The following is an 18,913-nucleotide window of genomic DNA, read 5'->3' as shown; positions in this document are numbered from 1 at the left end:
TACGGAAGGGCCCCCGCTACAACCGAGAACGATAAGCGGGGGCCCTTCCCTACACCTGGAAACGTCGTACTGGGCCGGTAGTTTTGGCAGGTGAACCGTACCGATCGGCTTTATGCCCTGGTGGAGGAGTTGCGTGCGGTCGCACCCCGACCGCGCAGCGCACGGTGGCTCGCCGACCGATTCGAGGTCGACGCGCGCACGATCAGGCGGGACATCGGCGCCCTACAGGAGTCCGGCGTGCCCATCTATCCCGAGCTGGGCCGGGGCGGCGGCTACGTGCTGGACCGGGCCTACACGCTGCCGCCGGTGAACATCACCCCGCGCGAGGCGGTCGCCGCCGCCGTGGCGCTGGAGACGATGGCCGACACCCCGTTCCTCGACGCGGCACGCTCGGTGCTGCACAAGATCCTCGCGGTGATGCCGGCGTCCGGGGTGGAGGCGGTGGCCGAGCTGGCCGGCCGGATCCGGCTGGCGGCGCTGGAGCCGGAGCCGGCGGCGGCACCGCCGGCCCGGCAGGTGCTCCGGACCGCCGGTGAGGCACTGCTCAGCCGCACCGTGCTGGCGATCGAGTACGTCGACCGCAACGGCGCCACCTCGCACCGGCTGATCGAGCCGGTGGAGCTGCTCGGCGCCGGCCGGCTCTGGTATCTGGTCGGCTGGTGCCGGCTCCGGCAGGAGGTGCGCGGCTTCCGGCTGGACCGGATGCGCCGGGCGGCGCCGACGAACGAGACCGCGCCGGCCAGGCCGGTCGAGCCGGCCTGGCGGGCCGGGGTGGACCTGCCGGCGACCCGGCTCCGGCTGCCCGGACGAGCGGATCCGCCGAGAAAAGCGGACAGGATGCTGTCCTGACCGGCGTCGAGAATTGTGGGTGACGAGGCCGGCCCGCTCCGCCGACCGGACGGCGGAGCGGGCCGGATCACCGCCCACGGGAGGACTCTCGCGATGACCATCAACACCAACCACAGCTCGGTCGTGGTCCCGGTCGACTCCCGGCCGATGCTCTGGCAGAACTGGATGGCGCTGCGCAACGGCGACCGGTCGCTCGTCGAGGAGATCCTCGCCCCCACGGTGCTGGCCCACCTGCCGGTGCCGGGCGGTTCGCCGGAGCGGGTCCGGGGCCGCCAGGCGCTTGTCGCCTGGGTCTCCGGCCGGCACGCCGGCTGCCCGGACGCGCGGCTCGCCGTCGAGGTCGGCCCGATCATCGGGCCCGACCTGATCGCCGGCCGGTGGCAGCTCGTCCGGGCCGGCGACGACCCGGAGACGCTCTGTCCACACCGGATCATCGTGGCCTGCTCCGGGGTCGACATCCTGCGGGTGGACGGCGACCGGATCGTCGAGTACTGGAGCCACGACGACAGCGTCCGACTGGACCACTGCCTCACCTACAGCGCGGCGTGACCGGAAACGGGGGGCGGGGCGGGCGGGTCGCCTCAGGAGGGGACCGGCTCGCCCCGGTAGGTGCCGAACGACCAGCGGTTGCCCTCCGGGTCACGGACGTGGAACTCCTGCGAGCCGAAGTCGGTCTTCCGGAGCTCCTGCACCACCTCGGCACCGGCGGCGACCACCCGGGCATAGAGTTCGTCGAGTTCGTCGGTGACCGCATACCCCCCGAAGCCGCCCGGCTGCACCGGCCACGGGTCATCCTGGTCGTCCCGTACCGAGCCGAGCATGATGCCGCCGCCGGGCGGCCAGCGGAGCTGGGCATAGTGCACCGAGTCGCCGTCGGCGATGACCATTACCTCCTCGAAACCGAACGTGTCGACCAGGAACCGGATCAGCCTCCGGGCGTCGCGGGCCCTCAGCGTGGGCCAGACCTGCGGCGGAGGCGTCGAGTTGACTGTCATGCCGCCGAGTCTGCCGCCCCGCCGGCCGCCCCGGCTTGGACGTTTCGGAACTCGCCACCGGCGGCCTCCTCGGCCAGCCAGCGGCTCGGCGGGCAGCTGGCGAAGGCTCGGAAGTCCCGGTCGAGGTGCGCCTGGTCGTAGTAGCCCGCCGCGACGGCAACCTCGGCCAGTGCGCCGGGCCGGCCGGTCGCGGACCCGCGTTGGAGCAGCCGCCGGGCCCGGTCGAACCGCACCACCCGGGCGGCCCGCTTGGGACTCAGCCCGATCTCGGTGTCGAAGCGGCGGCTCAGGTAGCGGGAACTCCAGCCGGTCTCCCGGGCCAGCTCGGTGACAGGTACCCGGCCGTCGGTGGCCCGTAGGCGCCGCCAGGCGTGCACGAGTTCGGCCGGGAGCCGGGTGTCCGGGGCGAGCCGTGCGGTGAGCAGCCGGTCGAGCAGCCCGAACCGCTTGGCCCAGCCGTCGGTGTCCCGCAACCGGTCCCGCAGGTCGCCGGCGAAGCAGCCGAGTACGCTGCCGGCGTCGACATCGCTGTGCGCGAGTTCCCCGGCCGGTAGGCCGAGCAGCGCCCGGGCACCGAGCGGGTGCAGCGCCAGTTGGATCCCGGACTGCCGCCCGGGGTGCGTGATCAGGGCGGGGGCGGTGTGCAGGCCGCCGAGCAGGGTGGCGTACACGCCCGGCGGGGTGGTCGGGTCCGGATGGGCGGCCACCACCAGCGGATCGTCGAGGGTGACGATGAGCGTCAGGTACGGCGACGGCAGGCCCCGGTGCCGCCCCGGCGGAACGCCGCTATCCCGGTAGCCGACGTACCCGGCGAGGTACGGCCGCAGCGCGGGCGCCGGGCGCCGCCCGAGGAACTCCGACCTCGGTCCGGTCGACATCCTGCCACCTCCTCCCGACAGGTCCGACCAGCCTATGCCCGTCGTCCGGACCCGGCCGGGCGTTTGTCCCGTGGTCGGCCGGGAACCCGGCGCACAGGCGGTGGAGAAGGGGGAGGAACGTGCGGATCGGCATCGTCGGCACCGGGAACGTCGGTGGCACGCTGGCCCGGTTGTTCAGCAGGGCGGGACACGAGGTGGCGGTGGCGAACTCGCGGGGACCGGACACCCTCCGGGGGCTCGCCGACGAGTTGGGTGAGCGGGTGCGTCCGGTGACCGCGCCGGAGGCGGCCCGGTTCGGCGAGGTGGTGGTGGTCTCGGTCCCCGTCGGCCGGTACCCCGAACTGCCCGTCGAGCCGATGGCCGGCAAGACGGTCATCGACACCGGGAACTACTATCCGGAGCGGGACGGCCGGGATCCCGCGCTCGACCAGGACCGGACCACCTCCAGCGAGTTGCTCCAGCGACACCTGCCGGAGGCGCACGTGGTCAAGGCGTTCAACACGATGCGCTGGGAGCACCTGCGCGAGTACGGCCGGCAGTCCTCGGCACAGCGCCGCTACGGCATCCCGGTCTCCGGCGACGACCCGGACGCCAAGCGGCGGGTGGCCGACCTGATCGAGCAGGTCGGGTACGAGCCGGTGGACGCCGGCCGGTTGGCCGAGGGACGCCGGCACCAGCCCGGTACCCCGGTCTACCTGGCCGATCTGGACGGTGCGGAACTGCACCGGAAGCTCGGCACCCCGTAGGCCCGCCCCGGCATCCGGTCCGCTGCCTGGCCAGCCTTGTCGGACTTCGGCGGGCGGGACAACTCCGGGCGCAGACTGTCGAGCTGCCCCGTCCGTGCGTCCAACCGGGAGTGACGACAAGGTACCGGTCGGTCGGTCCGTGGTGCCCCGTCTGTGCACCCAGCTCGACAGTCTCCCTGCGAGGTGGTTGTCCTCCGGCTGGTCATGTTCCGGGGGATCGCCGCTCACGCACCCGACGTGCCCCCTCGCCGACGGCAGTCAGTCACCGGAGCCGTCCCGGCCCTCCCCGCCAGCCGCCGCCGAGCCCGCCCGATCTCCACCTGCCGCCGGGTCCGCCCGATCCCCGCCTCTCGTCGGGTCGCGGTCCGCCGCGGCACCCTTGCTCGTCGCGGCCCGGTCCGCGGCGACGGTGTCGATCGTCCGGTACAGCACGGCGGTGATCGGTACCGCGACGAAGGCGCCGACGATGCCGCCGAGCAGGGTGCCGGCGGTGACCGCCAGCAGCACCACCACCGGGTGCAGCCGGACCTGTCGCTTCATGATCAGCGGTTCGAGCAGGTTCCCCTCGGTCTGCTGCACGGCGATCACCGCGGCCAGCACCAGCAGCGCGGTGGTGGGGCCCTTCGCGGCCAGCGCGACGAGCACCGCCACCCCGCCCGCGACGGTGGCGCCGATGATCGGTACGAAACCGCCGAGGAACGTGATCACCGCAAGCGGCAGTGCCAGCGGCACCCGGAGCACCACCAGGGCGATCCCGATGCCGATCGCGTCGATCGCGGCGATCATCATGGTGCCCCGGGTGTACGCGCCCAGCGTCCGCCAGCCGGCCCGGCCGGCCACCGTCACCCGGGTCCGGTTCCGCTCGGAGACCCGGGCCAGCACCCACCGCCACATCGGGCGGCCGTCCTTCAACAGGAAGAACAGCAGCACCAGGACCAGCAGCAGGCCACCGACCGCCTCCGCGACGGTCGCGGCGCCGCTCACCGGGTCGGGCGCGGCCTTCTGCACTCCGCCAACCGCCTGTTGGATCAGCCTGTCGAGCTGCTGCTGGCTGATCGGCAGCGCGTCGGTGACGAAATCCCGGGTCCGTTCCAGTCCCTGGTCGAGCTGTTCCGACAGGTCGGAGAACTGGTCGGCGGTCAGCCGCCAGATCAGCAGTACGGCACCGCCGAGCAACCCCAGCAGCAGCAGTACGGTGGCCAGCGCGGCGAGTGCGGGCGGGAAGCGGTACCGGCGCAGTCGGCTGGCCACCGGGTCGAGCAGCGCGGTCAGGAACAGGGTGGCCGCGAGCGCGATGCTCAGCGGGGCGAGCCGGGTGGCGATCTGCGCCAGCACGTACGCCCCGGCGCTGAGCACGAGCAGGCACAGGCTGGCCAGCACCGCCCAGCGCAGCAACCAGGGAAGACGGTCGAGTAGCTGGCCGGGGCGCCCGCCGTACCCGTCCGGCCGGTCGGCCGCGTTGCCCATATCCGCCTCCTGTCGACCCCGGCGCACGGATACCCGCCCGACACCCGGGCGACACCTGCCGCTGTGGGTCGACCTGTTCGGTTACGACGGAGAAGGGGCGCGCGGTCGGTTCGGCAGGCCGGTAGGACGTGGCGAGGGCGGACGGTCGGGGTCAGGCCGGGCCGGGCTGCCGTTCCGGCCAACGGCTCGGCGAGCCGCCCGGCATCCGGCCCGGCGAGTTCCGCCCCGACGGCGAGGCGTTCCGGCCGGGTGTCGGCGAACCCGCACCCGGTGCCGCCGAGTTGCCGGTCGGCGAAGCGGCACTGCGGCTAGGTGCCGGCAGGTTGCGGTGCCGCAGGGCGCGCCGGTAGTAGTCGTCGCGGTGCGCGAACTCGACCGGCAGCGATCCGGGCAGGTCGACGCCGCGCCGGGGATCGGCCAGGGCGTCGGCGTGCAGCGCCAGCCCGGCCCGGGTCAGCAGCGCGTCCCACTCCGGCGGGGCCAGCTCCACCATCGCCGGGTTGGCGAGCCGGAACCCGGCCACCGCCCGCCGGATCACGGTGGCCAGCCGCCGTACGCTCTGCGGCGAGTCGAGCGGGCCGCCGGAGAGGGCGAGCGCGGGCCGGCCGACGGCGCGTACCGCGTCGCAGACCACGAGCAGGCGCTCGTCGGTGCCGCCCGGCGCGGTCCGGGGGTCGTTGCCGGCGGCGAGGATGCGCAGTCCGGCCGGCCACTGCCAGCGGATCTGCCCGGTCACCACCCCGGTGCCGACCGGGCCGACCGGGCGCCGGTGCCGTGCGGCGAGCCGCGGCGCGGGCGCCGGTCCGATGTGGCAGTCGCCGCAGACGTACGTCAGCCGCCGGTCGGTGACGGTCACCTCGGCCGGTCGGGGCAGCGACCAGGCCAACTCGTCCGGGCCGGCGTCGGGGGCGAGCAGGTAGCCGGCGACCTCGACCCGGTCACGCCACAGCACCCGCTCGTCGGTGTCCAGCACCAGCCGGCGGTGCCAGTCGAGCCGGGGGAAGTAGGTGTCGTCCTGGTCCGGGTCGTCGAAACGGTGCGGCCGGATGAAGAACGGGGACGCGTTCTCGGTCATGGGGGAGGGCCTCCCGGGTACGGGACGTCGTACCTTCTAGGCTGGCGGACTTCCGATCCGCTGTCACGACGGTTGTTGGGGGGTCGGACGCTCGGCTGAGCCACGGACAACGGTTGGGCGGTAACCGTTGGATCTACGGCCCCGCACCGGCAACCCGGGGACCGAACTAGTTGCCGATCTCGTCGGCCCGGACGAGCCCGTCCTCGATCGCCCGGGCCAGCAGCGCCGCCTTCGTCGGTGCCGGCCGGCCGGCCCTGGCGTACTTGATCCGGGCCCGGTCGACGTACTGCTTGACGGTGTGCTCGCTGATGTTCATCCGGCGGGCGACCGACGCCTTCGACATCGACTGGAACCAGAGCAACAGCGCCTCGCGTTCCTTTTCGGACAGCACCGGCCGGTCGGTGCGGCGGTCGCCGACGATCGCCCCGGCCAGCGCCGGTGGCACGTACGGGCGGTCGCTCGCCGCCGCCAGCACGGTGTCCACGCAGTGCTCCCGCCCCTCCTGCTTGGCCAGGAAGGCGACCGCACCGGCGTCGAGTACGGCGAGGATGGTATCCGGGTCGCTGTGTTCGGAGTAGACCACCACCCGCCGGCCGGCACCGCTCAGCTCGGTCACCTTGTCGATCGCCATCCGGCCGCGCAGCCGCAGGTCGAGCAGGATCACGTCGGCCGGCTGGCTGGCGGCGAGTACCGTGTCCGGGTCCTCGCCGGTCGCCACCACCGCCAGCCGGGGCTCGGTGGCCAGCCACGAGCGGATCCCCTCGATGACCACCGGGTGGTCGTCGACGATCGCCACCGTGATCCGCGACCGTTCCGGGGTCATGCCGCCCGCCACCGGGTCTGCACCCATACCAGTTCCTCGTTCTCCTCGTAGACGTACTCGACCTCGGTGCCGGTGACCGCGTCGGCGGCACCGGCGGCCGGCTCGGCCGGGCCGGCCGGGTCGGTGGTGATGGTCGACGTGCCAGGGGTGGTCAGGCTCACCACCACCTCGTCGGGCTGGCCGACGACGGTCAGCCGGGCCCACCGGGTCGCGGCGGCCAGGGTGCTGGTCAGCGGCTCGGCGAGTTGCCGGCGGATCTCCACCGGCAGCGGCGGCAGCGTGCCGACCGCCACGAAGTCGACCGGCAGCCCGTTGCGCTCCACCACGTCGACACAGGCACGCAGTTCGTGCAGCAGCGGGTCCGGCACGTCGTCGGACTCGGCGATCAGCCGGCGCAACCGGGACGCCTCCAGGGCGCACCGGCGCTGCACGCCCGGATCCGCCGGGTCGGCCCGGCCCTGTGCGAGGTCGGTCAGGATCGCCCCGGCGGTCCGGTCCAGCGCGGCGAGCCGGTCCCGCCGGCTCTGGTGCATCCGGCCGGCGGCGGCCCGCTCGGTCTCGATCGCCGTCCGGGCCGCCGCCGCCCGCGCGGTGCTGCCGGCGAGGGTGCCGAGCAGGTTGACCGCGACCATCATCGCGATCGGCAGCGTCGCGTTGCCGTAGACGGCCATCGCGTACCGGCTCAGGTCGGCGGCACCGGTGCCGCGCAGCGTGAGTACCCCGACCAGGGCGATCGCCGCGCCGACCGCGAGTGTCGCGACCAGGGCCGGTATCCGCCGGCCCCAGAGCAGGAGCAGGACGAACCAGCCCAGCGTCGCCCAGCCGAAGTTGGCGGAGCCGAAGACCAGCGGACCCGGTACGCAGGCGAAGACCAGCACGTCGACCGCGAGCAGTACGCCGACCAGCGGCCAGGCCGGCGAGGGCCGGCCGCGCAGCAGGTTTACCGAGGCGACCACCCCGACCGCGCCGAAGACCAGCCAGCCGGCACCGACGAGCCAGGGCAGCCGGTACTGCGACCAGGCGCCGAGCACCGCCGGCAGGTTGATGGCGAGATGCCAGCCGAAGGCGATCAGCACGGCGGCGATCCGGGGCCCGCGTTCGACGGTGGCGGTGACCGTGCCCGCGGCACCGCCGTAGAGGTCAGTGGACATCGGACCACTCCAGCCGGATCCGGGTGCCCCGGCCGGGAGCGGAGTCGACCTCGGCCAGGCCGCTGACCGTCGCCATCCGGCCGTGCACGGACTCGCGCAGCCCGTACCGGTGCCGGGGGACCGTGGCCGGGTCGAAGCCGGGCCCGTCGTCGACGACCTCGACCGCGACGGTGTCGCCGTCGCGGCGCAGCCGCACCGACGCGGTCGCCCCGGGCGCGTGTCGGAGCACATTGGACAGTGCCTCGCCGGTGCTGTGCGTGACCGCCTCGGCGACCGGGGCCGGCACGGCGCACGGCTCCAGTTCCGCGCCGACCCGCAGCTCGGGCAGCCGGCCGAGCAGGGCGCGTAGCCGTTCGTCGAGGGCGACGAGCCGGACCTCGTCCGTCGGCCCTGCCCCGTCCGCCGGCCCGGCCCCGTCCGCCGGATCGGTGTCGGCCGTCGAGCGGCTGCCGGCCAGGGCGGCCAGGGTGCGCAGGTCGGCGGCGGCCCGCTCACGCAGCAGCGGTGACCGTCCGGCGACCGCGCCGAGACCGACCACTGTGAGCGTGGAGAGGACGGTGTCGTGCAGGTCGCGGTTCTGTTGCCGCTCCGCGGCCCGGGCGGCCCGGGCGGTGAGCGCGGCCCGCGCGGTCTCCTGGTAGGCGGCGAAGGCGGCGTCGGCGAGCCGGCTGCTGCGCCGGGCCACCCCGGCCAGGGCGGCCGCGGAGCCGGTCTGCACGGCGAGGGTGATCGCGTGCCCGACCGCCTCGACGTCGTCGCCGGCCAGGTGGGCGCCGATCCCGTACGCGGCGGCGACCAGCAGCCCGGCCGGGACCGAGCGGGTGGCCGGCAGTACGAACTGGGCGACGATCACCGAGGTGCTGGACTGGATCGCGACCCAGCTCACCTCGCCGGGCAGGACCTCGGTGGCGACGAGATCCCGGATCAGCAGGCAGGTGCCGACGGTGAGCAGGAGGTCGACGGCGATCGCCGGGGCCGGCCGGCGCCACCGGACCACCAGGACGGCGAAGAGCACCGACCAGACGGTCAGCAGGCACACCACGGCGACCAGCAGCGGGGTCCGTACCGGCGGGGTGCGCACCGCCAGCGCCGGCACCGCGCAGGCCAGCCCGCAGGTGAGCCGGAGTAGGGCCGGGAAGACGGTGTAGACCCAGCCCAGCGCGCTGGCCGCCGGCATCTCGGCGGTATCCGCTGCGGGGTCGACCGGTCCAGCGGGGGTGCCGTCGGCGGTGGCGGTGGCGGGAAAGGCAGACATGTGTGCCCCGACCCTCCCGTCGTTCCGCCGCCGCTCGACCGACCACCGAACAGGGGTCACGGTGACGGTCGGACGGGGGTCAGTGTGACAGCCGTACGGGGGTCAGCGCGACCCGTGTCGGGGGTCGGCGTGACCCGTGTCGGCGGTCGGCGTGACCCGTGTCGGCGGTCGGCGCCACCCGTACGGAGGTCGGCGCGGTCCGCCGGGCTCAGGCGTGGTCGTTGGCGGGTGGCACGGCACCCACCGGCATCCGGTAGATCCACACCGGGTAGTCGACGCTGGACGATCCGCCGGCCAGCCCCGGAGTGCGGTTCAGCTGGGCGGCCGGGATCCAGAGCTGGCCGGTGCCGTCGAGCCAGAGCGCGTCGCCCCAGACCAGCCGGGGGTCGGCGAGCAGCACCTCGATCCGGCGGTCCGGGCCGATCGCCAGGATCCGCCGTCGGTCCACGTCGCTCAGGTAGATCACCCCGGCCGCGTCGATCGCCGTCCCGCCGGTGGTCGGGGTGTCCACCCACGGCTCGACCTGCCGGGCCACGACCTCGGGCGGCATCCCCGGGTCGTCCAGGCAGCGGGTCTCGATCCGGTGCAGCGGCCCGGACGCCGGCTGGTAGTACAGGTACCGGCCGTCCGGCGAGACCTCCAACTGGTCGGCGTGGATCCGCAGTTCCCGGCCGTGCGCGTCGCGCAGCAACTCGCCGTCGGCCCGCAGCGGGCGCCGGGCGACGGTGCTGGCATGTCCGTCGAGTACCCGCCGGCACGCCCCGGTCGCCAGGTCCAGCACGATCAGTCCGGGCGCCCCCGCGTCGGTCAGGTAGCCCGTCCGGCCGTTGAACCGCACGTCGTCGACGTAGCTGTTCGGCCGCAGCGCCGGGCCGAGGTCGTAGCGGCGGACCACCGTCGCCGAGTGCGGGTCGACGACGATCAGCCGGGGACCTCCGGGTACGACCGGCAGCCCGATTCCCGGACTGCCCGCGTCCACGATCCACAGGTTGCCGTCCGGCCCGATCCGCAACCCGTTCACGTGCACGAAGGCGCCCTCGGGATCGGGCCGGTCGCGTACCTCGTTCCAGCCCGCGTCCGGATAGGGGACGACCCGGCCGTCCGAGACCACCTCGCCGACCTGGATGCCGGGGCCGTCGGCGGACGGGAAGCTCACGAAGACCCGGCCGTCACCGGTGGTGGTCACCCCGGTCCAGACCCGGTCGCCGGCGGTGACCGGCCGCAGCCGGGGATCGGACGGGATGGTCGGGCGCACGCTGCCGAGCCTATCGCCCGACAAGCCCCGGAAAGTCCGTTTCAGTCCGAGGGCTGCCGCCGCGATCGGGTGGTGCGGCTGCTCGACGTACTCGGTGGGCCCGACTTCGAGGTGGTCTATCCGCACGGCGACCGGGCCGCGTACGTCACGGCGGTCTACCAGGTCGAGATCGTCGCCGGTACACCGCTGCCGGACGGGGACGAGATCGGCGCGGCCGGGTGGTTCGACCGGACGGAAATCGCCACGCTGCCGATCAGCCGGTTTGCCCGTGCGGTGCTCCGGGCCACCGGTCACCTCGACGGGACGGCCGGATGACGGTGGTACCAGTCGCGGCAATCGCGCCGTTTCGCGGCATCCCGTCGGGCACGATGGCCGGGTGGAGACCGCCCCGGCCGACCCGCCCGCCCGCCGTCGGCCGGCTGCCGGCGACTGACCGGCGGCCGGCGTGGACGGCGTCATCGACACCCTCGCCGCGCTCTCCGGCTGGGCGGCACTGCTGGTGGTCGGCGGGCTCGCCTTCGGCGAGTCCGCCGCGTTCGTCGGCCTGGTACTGCCCGGCGAGACCGCGCTGCTGCTCGGCGGAGCGCTCGCCGCGACCGGCCGGGTGAGCCTGGTGGCGATGATCGTGGTCTCCACCGTCGGCGCCATCGCCGGGGACAGCGTCGGTTACGAGATCGGCCGCTGGAGCGGCCCGCCGCTGCGGCGCAGCCGCGTCGGTCGCTGGATCGGTGAGCAGCGCTGGTGCCGGGCCGAGCGGTTCGTCGCCCGGCACGGGCCACTGGCGGTGCTGCTGGGACGGTGGGTCGGAGTACTCCGGACCCTGGTGCCGGCACTGGCCGGGATGAACCGGATGCCGTACCGCCGGTTCCTGCTCTTCAACGCGCTCGGCGGCGCCGCCTGGGCGGGCACGGTGGTGCTGGTCGGCTATCTGGCCGGCGCCTCCTGGCGACGGATCGAGGACCACCTCGGGGAGGCCGGCGCGGGCCTCGCCGCGCTGGTGGTGCTCTGCCTGGCGGCGTGGTGGCTGATCCGCCGACGTCGCCAGGCACGGCGTGCGGCGCGGCCCTGACCGGGCGGGTCCTGGCCGGCCCGGCCCAGCCAGCCCGGCCCAGCCGGCGCAGCCAGCCGGCACCGGGCGGAGTGGTCCACCCCGGCGCTGAACCGGCCGGAGTCGGATCGCCGCTGAACCGGCCGGAGTCGGATCGGCGCTGGACCGGCCGGAGCCTGATCAGCCGCCCTGCGGCCGGAGCCGGATCAGTCGCCGAGCGGCCAGGGAGAGGCGGCGACCACGATGCCGTAGAGCAGGTGGTCGGCGAGCAGCGCCGACGACTCCAGGGCGCCGTGCCGGCGCTCGTCGATGCCGAGCAGGGGCGCGAGAGCCCCCTCGAACATGGCCCAGAAGACGAAGCCGTACGCCGGGCCGGTCCAGGCCAGCCGCCGTACCCCTCGGGGAAGCAGTCCGAAGACCGCCCCGCCACCGGCGCCGTACCCCCAGTGCAGCAGCTCGACGAGCGCCTGCCGGCGGTCCACCGGGATCCGGCGGAACAGGCTGGGTGCGGTCTGCCGGAGTACGTGCTCGGGCGGCGTACGCCGGACCAACCCCAGGCCGGTGGTCACCTGCCGGAAGCCGGACATCGCCATCGCGGCGACCATCCCCCGGGCGGCGCCGCGCACCGCCGCAGCCGAGACGGCGCGCCACGGGTGTCTATCCCTCACCTGGACTCCCCTCCGGGTCGCCGGGCCGGGCGCACGCCGGTGGCCGGTACGACGCGCACCGCGACCGGTACCGGTGCTACCCGGACGAAGCGGCGGGAAACCCGCGAGCGCCGGTTGTCGTACCTCGCGAAGTCGCCGCCCCGGATCCGCCGCCCCCGGGCACGCCCGCCCCGGGTCGGTCCGGCTCAGCGCTCGACGGCGAGCCGCACCCCGAGGCCGATGAAGATGCCGCCGGTCGCGGTGTCGATGCGGCGGCGCGCGGCCGCCCGGCGGCGCAGCCAGCCGCCGATCCGCCCGGCGAACACGCCGACGGCACCGTCCACCAGGAACTCCAGCCCGATCAGGATGGCGCCGAGGATGACGAACTGTAGCCAGACCCGCCCCAGTTCCGGACTGACGAACTGTGGCAGGAACGCGATCGTGAAGGTGACCATCTTGGGGTTGAGCAGGTTCGTCAGCAGGCCGCTCAGGTATGCCTTCCGACCCGACAGCCCGCCGGTCGGCAGCTCGGCCGGGGTGTCCCGGCGGTGCCGGATCAACTGCACGCCGAGATAGATCAAATAGGCGGCGCCGACGATCCGGACCACCGCGAACGCGGTCGGTGCCGCCGCGAAGAGCGCGGCCAGCCCGGCCGCCGCCACGGCCACGTGCACCGCCTCGCTGGTCGCCACTCCCGCGGTGGCGAGCAGCCCGGCACGGGAGCCGCCACGCATCCCACAGCCGAGCACGAAGAGCATGTCGGGTCCGGGCGTGACCATGGCGACGATAGTGGTCAGGGTGAACGCCAGCAGCAGGTGTTGGTCGACGGGCATTCGATGATCGTCGCACGCACGCCGCGCCCGCGCCGAAACGGCTTGGGCCGGTCGACCGGCGGCGCCTACCCTTGCCGGCGACCGTCGCGCATCCCACCAGGGCGGCGTCGGCCGGCGCCGGCATCGAGGGAGAGCATCGTGTCCGTGTCGGATCCACCGGCGAACCAGGTCCCCGTCGACGAGCCGCTCGTCCGGCGCCTACTGGCGGCCCAGTTCCCACGGTGGGCGGAACTGCCGATCGAACGGACCCGAACCTGGGGGACCGACAACGCGATGTTCCGGCTCGGCCCGGACAGGGTGGTACGGCTGCCGCGCTTCGCCAGATGGGCACCGCAGGTCGACCGGGAGCAGCGGTGGCTGCCCTGGCTGGCCCCGCAACTGCCGTCGACCATCCCCGTCCCGCTCGGGCTGGGGCAGCCGGCCGAGGGTTATCCGTTCCGGTGGTCGGTCTACCCGTGGCTCGACGGCGAGAACCCGGCGCGCGGTGGCGGTGCCGATCCGGACCGGTTGGCCCGGGAGGTGGCGGAGTTCATCCGCGCGCTGCGCCGGATCGACCCCACCGGCGGCCCGGAGCCGCAGGCCAGCAATGCCTATCGGGGCGTACCCGTCGGGGACAGCCGGCCGTCGCTCGCGGCGGACGACCCGATCCGGCGCCGGATCGCCGCCCTGGCCGGCCTGGTCGACACCGACGCGCTGACGGCGGTCTGGGAGGCGGCCCTGGCGGCGGTTCCGGCCTGGGACGGTCGCGGCGTCTGGATCCACGGCGACCTCGCGGCCGGAAACCTGCTCACCGTCGGCGGCCGGCTCCGGGCCGTCATCGACTTCGGCTGCCTGGCGGTGGGTGATCCGGCCTGTGACCTGATGGCGGCCTGGACACTGTTGCCGGCGGGCAGCCGCGCCGTGTTCCGGGACGCCCTGTCGGTGGACGACGCCACCTGGGCGCGCGGCCGGGGCTGGGGAATGGCCCTGCGGATACCGGCGCCGGAGGACTTCTCGGCCGTCGACCCGGACCGGGCGGCCTACGCCAGGCGGATCGTGGCCGAGTTCGTCGCCGACCACCGACGGGGCCCGGCGGTGCCGCGGCACCGGCACTGACCGGATGGATGGTGGCGGCCTCGAACGCGGCACGACGGCTCGATCCGGTCGAGCGGTCCGCGCGGGGTACGGGCAAGACGCGACGGTGCGGAGGACCAGAGTCCTCCGCACCGGTCGGGCTGTGCTGGGTCAGGTCAGCTGGCGCTACAGGTGGGTGACATCCCGGTGCCGCTGCCGGTGCCCTGGAAGCCGAACTCCGTCGACTGTCCGGCGGCTATCCGGCCGTTGTAGCTGACGTTCGTGAACGTCACCGCTCCGCTGCTGCCGCTGCGGTTGGCGTTCCAGGCATTCGTGACGGTGGCACCGGAGGGCAGTGTCATGCCCACCGACCAGCCGTTGGTGCCGGACGAGCCGGCGGTCACCCGTACCGTGGCCACGAACCCGCCGTTCCAGGAGTTCAGCGACACCGTCGCGGAGCAGCCGCCCGGTCCCTGCGTCGGTGGGTTCGTCGGCGGGTTCGTGGGCGGGTTCGTCGGCGGGTTGGTGGGCGGGTTCGTCGGGGGGTTGGTCGGCGGGTTGGTCGGGGTCACGCCGTTGTTCAGCGCGCTGAGCGTCGCGTCGTACGCCTGCTTCTTGTTGCCGTTGCATTCGAAGAGCAGAGGGGTGCCGCCGCTGCGCCAGGAGTCGCAGTCTCGTACGCCCCAGACGGTGATGCCGTTGCAGCGGGCGACGGCGAGGCAGTCGTTGACGACGTTGCGGTAGGTGTTGGCCTGGGTGGTGCCGGAGCCTTCGATGTCGAGTTCGGTGATCTGCACGTCGACGCCGAGGGCGGCGAAGCTGGACAGGGTGGTGCGGTAGTTGCTGTTGTACGGGGATCCGCTGTTGAAGTGGGATTGGAAGCCGACGCAGTCGATCGGCACGCCGCGCTGTTTGAAGTCCTGGACCATGCGGTAGACGGCTTGGGTCTTGGCCCAGGTCCAGTTGTCGGTGTTGTAGTCGTTGTAGCAGAGCTTGGCGTTGGGGTCGGCGGCGTCGGCGGCCCGGAAGGCGGCCTCGATCCAGTCGTTGCCGGTGCGTTGCAGGTTGGAGTCGCGGCGGGCGCCGTTGTTGCCGTCGTCGAACGCCTCGTTCACCACGTCCCAGGAGTCGATCTTGCCGGCGTAGTAGCTGGCCACCCGGGTGACGTGGTTGAGCATGGCCTGGCGCAGCGCGCTGCCGGACATGCTCTCCATCCAGGCGGGCTGTTGCGAGTGCCAGGCGAGCGTGTGGCCGCGCACCTTCCAACCCCGGCTGAGGGCGTGGTTGACGATCCGGTCCCCGTTGGCGAACGTGAACTGGTTCTGTTGCGGCTCGGTCGCGTTGATCTTCATTTCGTTCTCGGCGGTGACGCTGTTGAACTCGCGGTTCAGGATCGTGGTGTAGGTGCTGTCGTTGAGCTTGTTCGCCGCCACGGCCGCGCCGAAGTAGCGGCCCCGCTCCGCCGCCGACGCGCCGAGCGTCGTCGCGGCGTTGGCGGAGCCGGCGAAGGTGAGGGCCGCACCGGCGGCGAGGACGCCGACGGCGAGGGAGACCAGCGCGGCGCGCGGGCCGGGCCTGGCCATCAGGCGTCTGGGGTCAGGGACGGTCTTGTCGCTCATTTCCTGTTGCCTCTCGGGTCCGGGAAGGGGTGGGTGTGTTGTCGACGTTCCCGTCCGCTGTGGCTGCCGGCTCGATGGACGGTGTGGCTGCGGGATGAGCGGGAGGCTCAACCATCGCGGAATCGACAGAACTCGATTTCAGGAGGCTAACGGAAAGATTCCGAAACTTCAATCGATGCCAATCCGGCCCCGATCGGCGACCGCTCCGATGCGGATAGCCCGGTTTGGACCTGGTCAGGACGCTGCGGCCCTGCTCGATACCTGGTCAGGGGTGCCGGCTGGAATGGCGCCGAACGGGGCGGGGCGAAGCTGAGGATGACCGAAAACTTTCAGCACCGCAGTGCATTGCCGGCATCGTCCGTACTGAGCGGTATTCGCCGATCGCCTATGGATGGTGGCGGATCGAGATGATCTCACGGGCCGCCCGGGGGCTCCTGGTTCTCAACCCCCCGGTCGGGGCCGGCGACCTCCGCGAGCCGCCGCCGCAGGAACGCCCGCTCCGGCTCGTTGCCGACCAGGTCGAGAGCCCGACGGTACGCCTCGGCGGCCTCCCCGGCGCGACCCAGCCGACGCAGCAGGTCCGCCCGGGCGGCCGGCAGCAGGTGGTAGCCGGCCAGCCGACCGCCCCGGTCGAGCGCGTCCAGCAGGCGCAGCCCGGCGCCCGGACCGTCCCGCAGTGCGACCGCCACCGCCCGGTTGAGTTCCACCGTCGGCGACGGCGCCACCCGGGCCAGTACGTCGTAGAGCGCGACCACCTGCGGCCAGTCCGTGCCGGCTACGTCCGGGGCCTCGCTGTGCAGGGCGGCGATCGCGGCCTGCACGGCGTACGGTCCGGGGCGGCCGGTCAGCGCGGCCGGTACGAGTCGACGGCCCTCCTCGATCCGGTCGCGGTCCCAACGGGTCCGGTCCTGCTCGTCGAGGAGCACCAGGTCGCCGTCGGCGGTGCACCGGGCGGCCCGGCGCGCGTCGACGAGCAGCAGCAGGGCGAGCAGTCCGGTGACCTCCGGTTCCCGGGGCAGCAGCCGGTGCAGCAGTCGGGCCAGCCGGATCGCCTCGTCGGACAGGTCGGCCCGGACGAGCTGCGGGCCGCCGCTGGCCGCGTACCCCTCGGTGAAGATCAGGTAGATCACCCGGAGTACGCCGGGGAGCCGGGCCGGCAGTTCGGCGACGTCCGGCACCCGGAACGGGATCCGGGCGGCCCGGATCTTCTCCTTCGCCCGCACGATCCGCCGGGCCATCGTCGGCACCGGCACCAGGAACGCCCGGGCCACCTCGGCGGTGTCGAACCCGGCCAGGCAGCGCAGGGTCAGCGCGGTCTGCGCCGGGCCGGGCAGCGCCGGATGGCAGCAGGTGAAGAAGAGCCGCAGCCGCTCGTCCGGCAGGTCGTCGCCGTCGTCCGTGGCGGGCCCGGCCGGCTCGTCCCGGACGGCCTCGGCCTGGAGTACGGCCAGCCGGGCCGCGTAGGCGCGGTCCCGGCGGAGCCGGTCGACGGCCCGGCGCCGGGCGGTGGTGAGCAGCCAGCCGGCCGGGCGGGTCGGCACGCCCCGCTCTGGCCAGTGCCGCAGGGCCGCCTCGATCGCGTCCGAGGCGACCTCCTCGGCCAGGTCGAGGTCGCCGAAGTGCCGGACCAGGCTGGCGAGCAGCCGGCCGCGCTCCTCCCGGAACACCCGCTCCAGGGTGTCGGCGATCGGCTGCTCACCGCTGGTCACGGCTGCACACCCCCGTTCGGGCAGTCGCGATCCCGGCCGGTCACGGCCGCTCGAACTCCAGGATGGGGCGGATCTCGACGGTGCCGCGCAGCGCGGCCGGGCAGCGGGCGGCCCAGCCGATCGCGGTGTCCAGGTCCGGCAGGTCGACCAGGTAGTAGCCGCCGAGGATCTCCCGGGTCTCCGCGAACGGGCCGTCGGTGACGGTGTGGTCGCCGTTTCCGCCGACCCGCACCGTGGTGGCGGTCTCGGTGCCCTGCAACGCCTGGCTGTCGAGGAACACGCCCGCGTCCTCCAGCAGCTTGTCGTAGGCCCAGTACGTGTCGATCTCCGCCTGGATCGTCTCCGGGTCGGTCGGGTCGTTCGTCGGGTCGCCGTAGAGCAGGAACAGGTACTTCACGCCGGTCTCCTCCGGGTCGTCGCGCACAGCGGGCTGCTGCACAGCATGACGACGAACGGGCCGGGCCGGGAACGACAACCCGGGCGGAATTTCGTCGGTCAGGCGATCGGCACCGGTGGCTGCCGCCGCTCCTCGTACCCGACGTCCGCCGTGCCTGCCGCTCGCCGTGCCTGCCCCTCTCCGTGCCTGTGGTGGGCTTGCCCGGAAGTGCGCTGCGGCGCGGGTCCGGCGGAGAATGGTGCGATGCGGATGGCGGTGACCGGCGGGGCGGGGACGGTCGGGCGGTCGGTGGTCGCGTACGCGCTGGCCGAGGGGCACACCGTGGTGGAGATCGACCGGCCGTCGGCCCGGGGCGCCGATCCGGGGACGCCGGCCGGGCTGGTACGCCGCCCCGCCGACGTGACCGACTATCCGGCGCTGCTGCGGGCGCTGGACGGGTGCGAGGCGCTGGTGCACCTGGCGGCATACCCGAAACCGTGGGACGAGCCGGACCACGTGGTGCACGGCGTGAACGTGACCGCCAGCTACCACGCGCTGCGGGCCGCCGCCGAACTCGGCATCACCCGGGTCTGTCTCGCCTCCAGCGTGAACGCCGTCGGCGGGGCGTACAGCCGCACGCCGCGCTACGACTACTTCCCGCTGGACGAGCGGCATCCCAGCTACAACGAGGACCCGTACAGCCTGTCGAAGTGGCTCGGCGAGGCCCAGGCGGACAGCTTCGCCCGCCGGTACGCCGAGTTGCGCATCGCCAGCCTGCGGCTGCACGGCGTGCGTCCGTCCCCTCCGGTTCGCCGGCCCGACCCGGAGTTGCCCGGCCAGGCCGCCCGCGAGCTGTGGGGGTACACGCTGGCCGCGGCGGCCGCCCGGGCCTGCCTGCTGGCCCTCACCGCCGATTTCTCCGGTCACCAGGTCTGCTACGTGGTGGCGCCACGGACCGTCACCAGCACCCCGACCGAGGAGCTGTGCCGGAAGTACTATCCGGAGGTGCCGGTGCGCGGCGAGCTCGGCGGCAACCAGGGCCTCTTCGACTGCACGAAGGCGGAGCGGCTGCTCGGCTGGCGGCACGACGGGTAACGGGTTGCCGCCCGAGCCACGGGCCGCCCCGAGCCACCG

At 73.8% G+C, this 18,913-nt stretch carries 20 protein-coding genes; 7 read left to right on the top strand and 13 right to left on the bottom strand.

Features of this window, described 5'->3' with window-relative positions:
• Positions 1-90: 90 nt before the first annotated feature.
• The gene (locus ACN28A_RS10575) at positions 91-849 is read left to right on the top strand and encodes a helix-turn-helix transcriptional regulator (RefSeq protein WP_421394569.1); all 759 of its coding nucleotides are present in this window, start codon (positions 91-93) and stop codon (positions 847-849) included.
• Positions 850-942: 93 nt separating this feature from the next.
• Complete coding sequence (locus ACN28A_RS10570; protein ID WP_421394567.1) at positions 943-1,398, top strand: nuclear transport factor 2 family protein; 456 nt, start codon at positions 943-945, stop codon at positions 1,396-1,398.
• Positions 1,399-1,430: 32 nt separating this feature from the next.
• On the opposite strand, the gene ACN28A_RS10565 is transcribed toward ACN28A_RS10570, so the two are convergent.
• Together ACN28A_RS10565 and ACN28A_RS10560 are read right to left on the bottom strand one after the other, a co-directional pair.
• A complete protein-coding gene (locus tag ACN28A_RS10565) occupies positions 1,431-1,844 on the bottom strand; it encodes a VOC family protein (protein ID WP_421394566.1) in 414 nt (137 codons plus the stop codon).
• The gene (locus tag ACN28A_RS10560; RefSeq protein ID WP_421394564.1) at positions 1,841-2,722 is read right to left on the bottom strand and encodes a helix-turn-helix domain-containing protein; all 882 of its coding nucleotides are present in this window, start codon (positions 2,720-2,722) and stop codon (positions 1,841-1,843) included. The genes ACN28A_RS10565 and ACN28A_RS10560 overlap by 4 nt, the downstream gene beginning before the upstream one ends.
• 119 nt (positions 2,723-2,841) lie before the next feature.
• On the opposite strand from ACN28A_RS10560, the gene ACN28A_RS10555 reads away from it, so the two are divergent.
• Positions 2,842-3,468 (top strand): NADPH-dependent F420 reductase, encoded by a 627-nt coding sequence (locus ACN28A_RS10555; protein ID WP_421394562.1) that lies wholly within the window; start codon positions 2,842-2,844, stop codon positions 3,466-3,468.
• A gap of 258 nt (positions 3,469-3,726) precedes the next feature.
• Here the strand turns inward: ACN28A_RS10555 and ACN28A_RS10550 are convergent, their stop codons facing one another.
• From ACN28A_RS10550 to ACN28A_RS10525, 6 genes are all read right to left on the bottom strand, one after another.
• A complete protein-coding gene (locus ACN28A_RS10550) occupies positions 3,727-4,935 on the bottom strand; it encodes an AI-2E family transporter (RefSeq protein ID WP_421394561.1) in 1,209 nt (402 codons plus the stop codon).
• Between the two features lie 151 nt (positions 4,936-5,086).
• Positions 5,087-6,010: a hypothetical protein gene (locus ACN28A_RS10545; RefSeq protein ID WP_421394560.1), complete on the bottom strand. Its 924-nt coding sequence runs from the start codon at positions 6,008-6,010 to the stop codon at positions 5,087-5,089.
• 166 nt (positions 6,011-6,176) lie between these two features.
• Positions 6,177-6,860 (bottom strand): response regulator, encoded by a 684-nt coding sequence (locus ACN28A_RS10540; protein ID WP_421394559.1) that lies wholly within the window; start codon positions 6,858-6,860, stop codon positions 6,177-6,179.
• Complete coding sequence (locus ACN28A_RS10535; protein WP_421394557.1) at positions 6,830-7,984, bottom strand: hypothetical protein; 1,155 nt, start codon at positions 7,982-7,984, stop codon at positions 6,830-6,832. The genes ACN28A_RS10540 and ACN28A_RS10535 overlap by 31 nt, the downstream gene beginning before the upstream one ends.
• On the bottom strand, positions 7,974-9,239 hold the full coding sequence (locus tag ACN28A_RS10530; RefSeq protein WP_421394555.1) for a sensor histidine kinase: 1,266 nt from the start codon (positions 9,237-9,239) through the stop codon (positions 7,974-7,976). The genes ACN28A_RS10535 and ACN28A_RS10530 overlap by 11 nt, the downstream gene beginning before the upstream one ends.
• Positions 9,240-9,447: 208 nt before the next feature.
• Positions 9,448-10,494, bottom strand: coding sequence for an SMP-30/gluconolactonase/LRE family protein (locus ACN28A_RS10525; RefSeq protein ID WP_421394553.1), 1,047 nt, complete (start codon positions 10,492-10,494; stop codon positions 9,448-9,450).
• Positions 10,495-10,566: 72 nt separating this feature from the next.
• Here ACN28A_RS10525 and ACN28A_RS10520 point away from each other — a divergent pair, with 72 nt between their 5' ends.
• Positions 10,567-10,809 carry a hypothetical protein gene (locus ACN28A_RS10520; RefSeq protein ID WP_421394550.1) on the top strand — a complete coding sequence of 81 codons (243 nt, stop codon included), beginning with the start codon at positions 10,567-10,569 and terminating at the stop codon, positions 10,807-10,809.
• 130 nt (positions 10,810-10,939) lie between these two features.
• Entirely contained in the window at positions 10,940-11,563 is a 624-nt protein-coding gene (locus tag ACN28A_RS10515) for a DedA family protein (RefSeq protein ID WP_421394548.1), read from the top strand.
• 185 nt (positions 11,564-11,748) lie between these two features.
• On the opposite strand, the gene ACN28A_RS10510 is transcribed toward ACN28A_RS10515, so the two are convergent.
• Both ACN28A_RS10510 and ACN28A_RS10505 read right to left on the bottom strand, forming a co-directional pair.
• On the bottom strand, positions 11,749-12,210 hold the full coding sequence (locus ACN28A_RS10510; protein WP_421394546.1) for a hypothetical protein: 462 nt from the start codon (positions 12,208-12,210) through the stop codon (positions 11,749-11,751).
• Between the two features lie 185 nt (positions 12,211-12,395).
• Positions 12,396-13,022: a LysE family translocator gene (locus ACN28A_RS10505; protein WP_278064543.1), complete on the bottom strand. Its 627-nt coding sequence runs from the start codon at positions 13,020-13,022 to the stop codon at positions 12,396-12,398.
• 138 nt (positions 13,023-13,160) lie between these two features.
• On the opposite strand from ACN28A_RS10505, the gene ACN28A_RS10500 reads away from it, so the two are divergent.
• Entirely contained in the window at positions 13,161-14,117 is a 957-nt protein-coding gene (locus tag ACN28A_RS10500) for an aminoglycoside phosphotransferase family protein (protein WP_421394544.1), read from the top strand.
• A gap of 134 nt (positions 14,118-14,251) precedes the next feature.
• On the opposite strand, the gene ACN28A_RS10495 is transcribed toward ACN28A_RS10500, so the two are convergent.
• The 3 genes from ACN28A_RS10495 to ACN28A_RS10485 form a co-directional block, all read right to left on the bottom strand.
• Entirely contained in the window at positions 14,252-15,694 is a 1,443-nt protein-coding gene (locus tag ACN28A_RS10495; protein WP_421394541.1) for an endo-1,4-beta-xylanase, read from the bottom strand.
• A 413-nt stretch (positions 15,695-16,107) separates the two neighbouring features.
• On the bottom strand, positions 16,108-17,403 hold the full coding sequence (locus tag ACN28A_RS10490) for an RNA polymerase sigma factor (protein WP_421394540.1): 1,296 nt from the start codon (positions 17,401-17,403) through the stop codon (positions 16,108-16,110).
• A 40-nt stretch (positions 17,404-17,443) separates the two neighbouring features.
• Positions 17,444-17,842 (bottom strand): YciI family protein, encoded by a 399-nt coding sequence (locus ACN28A_RS10485; protein ID WP_421394539.1) that lies wholly within the window; start codon positions 17,840-17,842, stop codon positions 17,444-17,446.
• Positions 17,843-18,043: 201 nt separating this feature from the next.
• On the opposite strand from ACN28A_RS10485, the gene ACN28A_RS10480 reads away from it, so the two are divergent.
• Positions 18,044-18,874 carry an NAD-dependent epimerase/dehydratase family protein gene (locus ACN28A_RS10480; RefSeq protein WP_421394536.1) on the top strand — a complete coding sequence of 277 codons (831 nt, stop codon included), beginning with the start codon at positions 18,044-18,046 and terminating at the stop codon, positions 18,872-18,874.
• The last annotated feature ends 39 nt before the right edge of the window (positions 18,875-18,913 follow it).

The sequence above is a fragment of the Plantactinospora sp. WMMB782 genome (assembly GCF_049179135.1).
In the GTDB taxonomy this organism is placed as follows: domain Bacteria; phylum Actinomycetota; class Actinomycetes; order Mycobacteriales; family Micromonosporaceae; genus Plantactinospora.
Note: the sequence above shows the minus strand (reverse complement) of the source record. Positions and strands in the feature narration are given on the sequence as shown.

Excerpts from the sequence above, each read along its gene's own strand:
- ACN28A_RS10530 (WP_421394555.1), bottom strand. The coding sequence starts at position 9,239 with ATGTCTGCCTTTCCCGCCACCGCCACCGCCGACGGCACCCCCGCTGGA.
- ACN28A_RS10565 (WP_421394566.1), bottom strand. The coding sequence starts at position 1,844 with ATGACAGTCAACTCGACGCCTCCGCCGCAGGTCTGGCCCACGCTGAGG.
- ACN28A_RS10550 (WP_421394561.1), bottom strand. The coding sequence starts at position 4,935 with ATGGGCAACGCGGCCGACCGGCCGGACGGGTACGGCGGGCGCCCCGGC.
- ACN28A_RS10540 (WP_421394559.1), bottom strand. The coding sequence starts at position 6,860 with ATGGGTGCAGACCCGGTGGCGGGCGGCATGACCCCGGAACGGTCGCGG.
- ACN28A_RS10570 (WP_421394567.1), top strand. The coding sequence starts at position 943 with ATGACCATCAACACCAACCACAGCTCGGTCGTGGTCCCGGTCGACTCC.
- ACN28A_RS10535 (WP_421394557.1), bottom strand. The coding sequence starts at position 7,984 with ATGTCCACTGACCTCTACGGCGGTGCCGCGGGCACGGTCACCGCCACC.
- ACN28A_RS10495 (WP_421394541.1), bottom strand. The coding sequence starts at position 15,694 with ATGAGCGACAAGACCGTCCCTGACCCCAGACGCCTGATGGCCAGGCCC.
- ACN28A_RS10505 (WP_278064543.1), bottom strand. The coding sequence starts at position 13,022 with ATGCCCGTCGACCAACACCTGCTGCTGGCGTTCACCCTGACCACTATC.
- ACN28A_RS10560 (WP_421394564.1), bottom strand. The coding sequence starts at position 2,722 with ATGTCGACCGGACCGAGGTCGGAGTTCCTCGGGCGGCGCCCGGCGCCC.
- ACN28A_RS10545 (WP_421394560.1), bottom strand. The coding sequence starts at position 6,010 with ATGACCGAGAACGCGTCCCCGTTCTTCATCCGGCCGCACCGTTTCGAC.
- ACN28A_RS10480 (WP_421394536.1), top strand. The coding sequence starts at position 18,044 with ATGCGGATGGCGGTGACCGGCGGGGCGGGGACGGTCGGGCGGTCGGTG.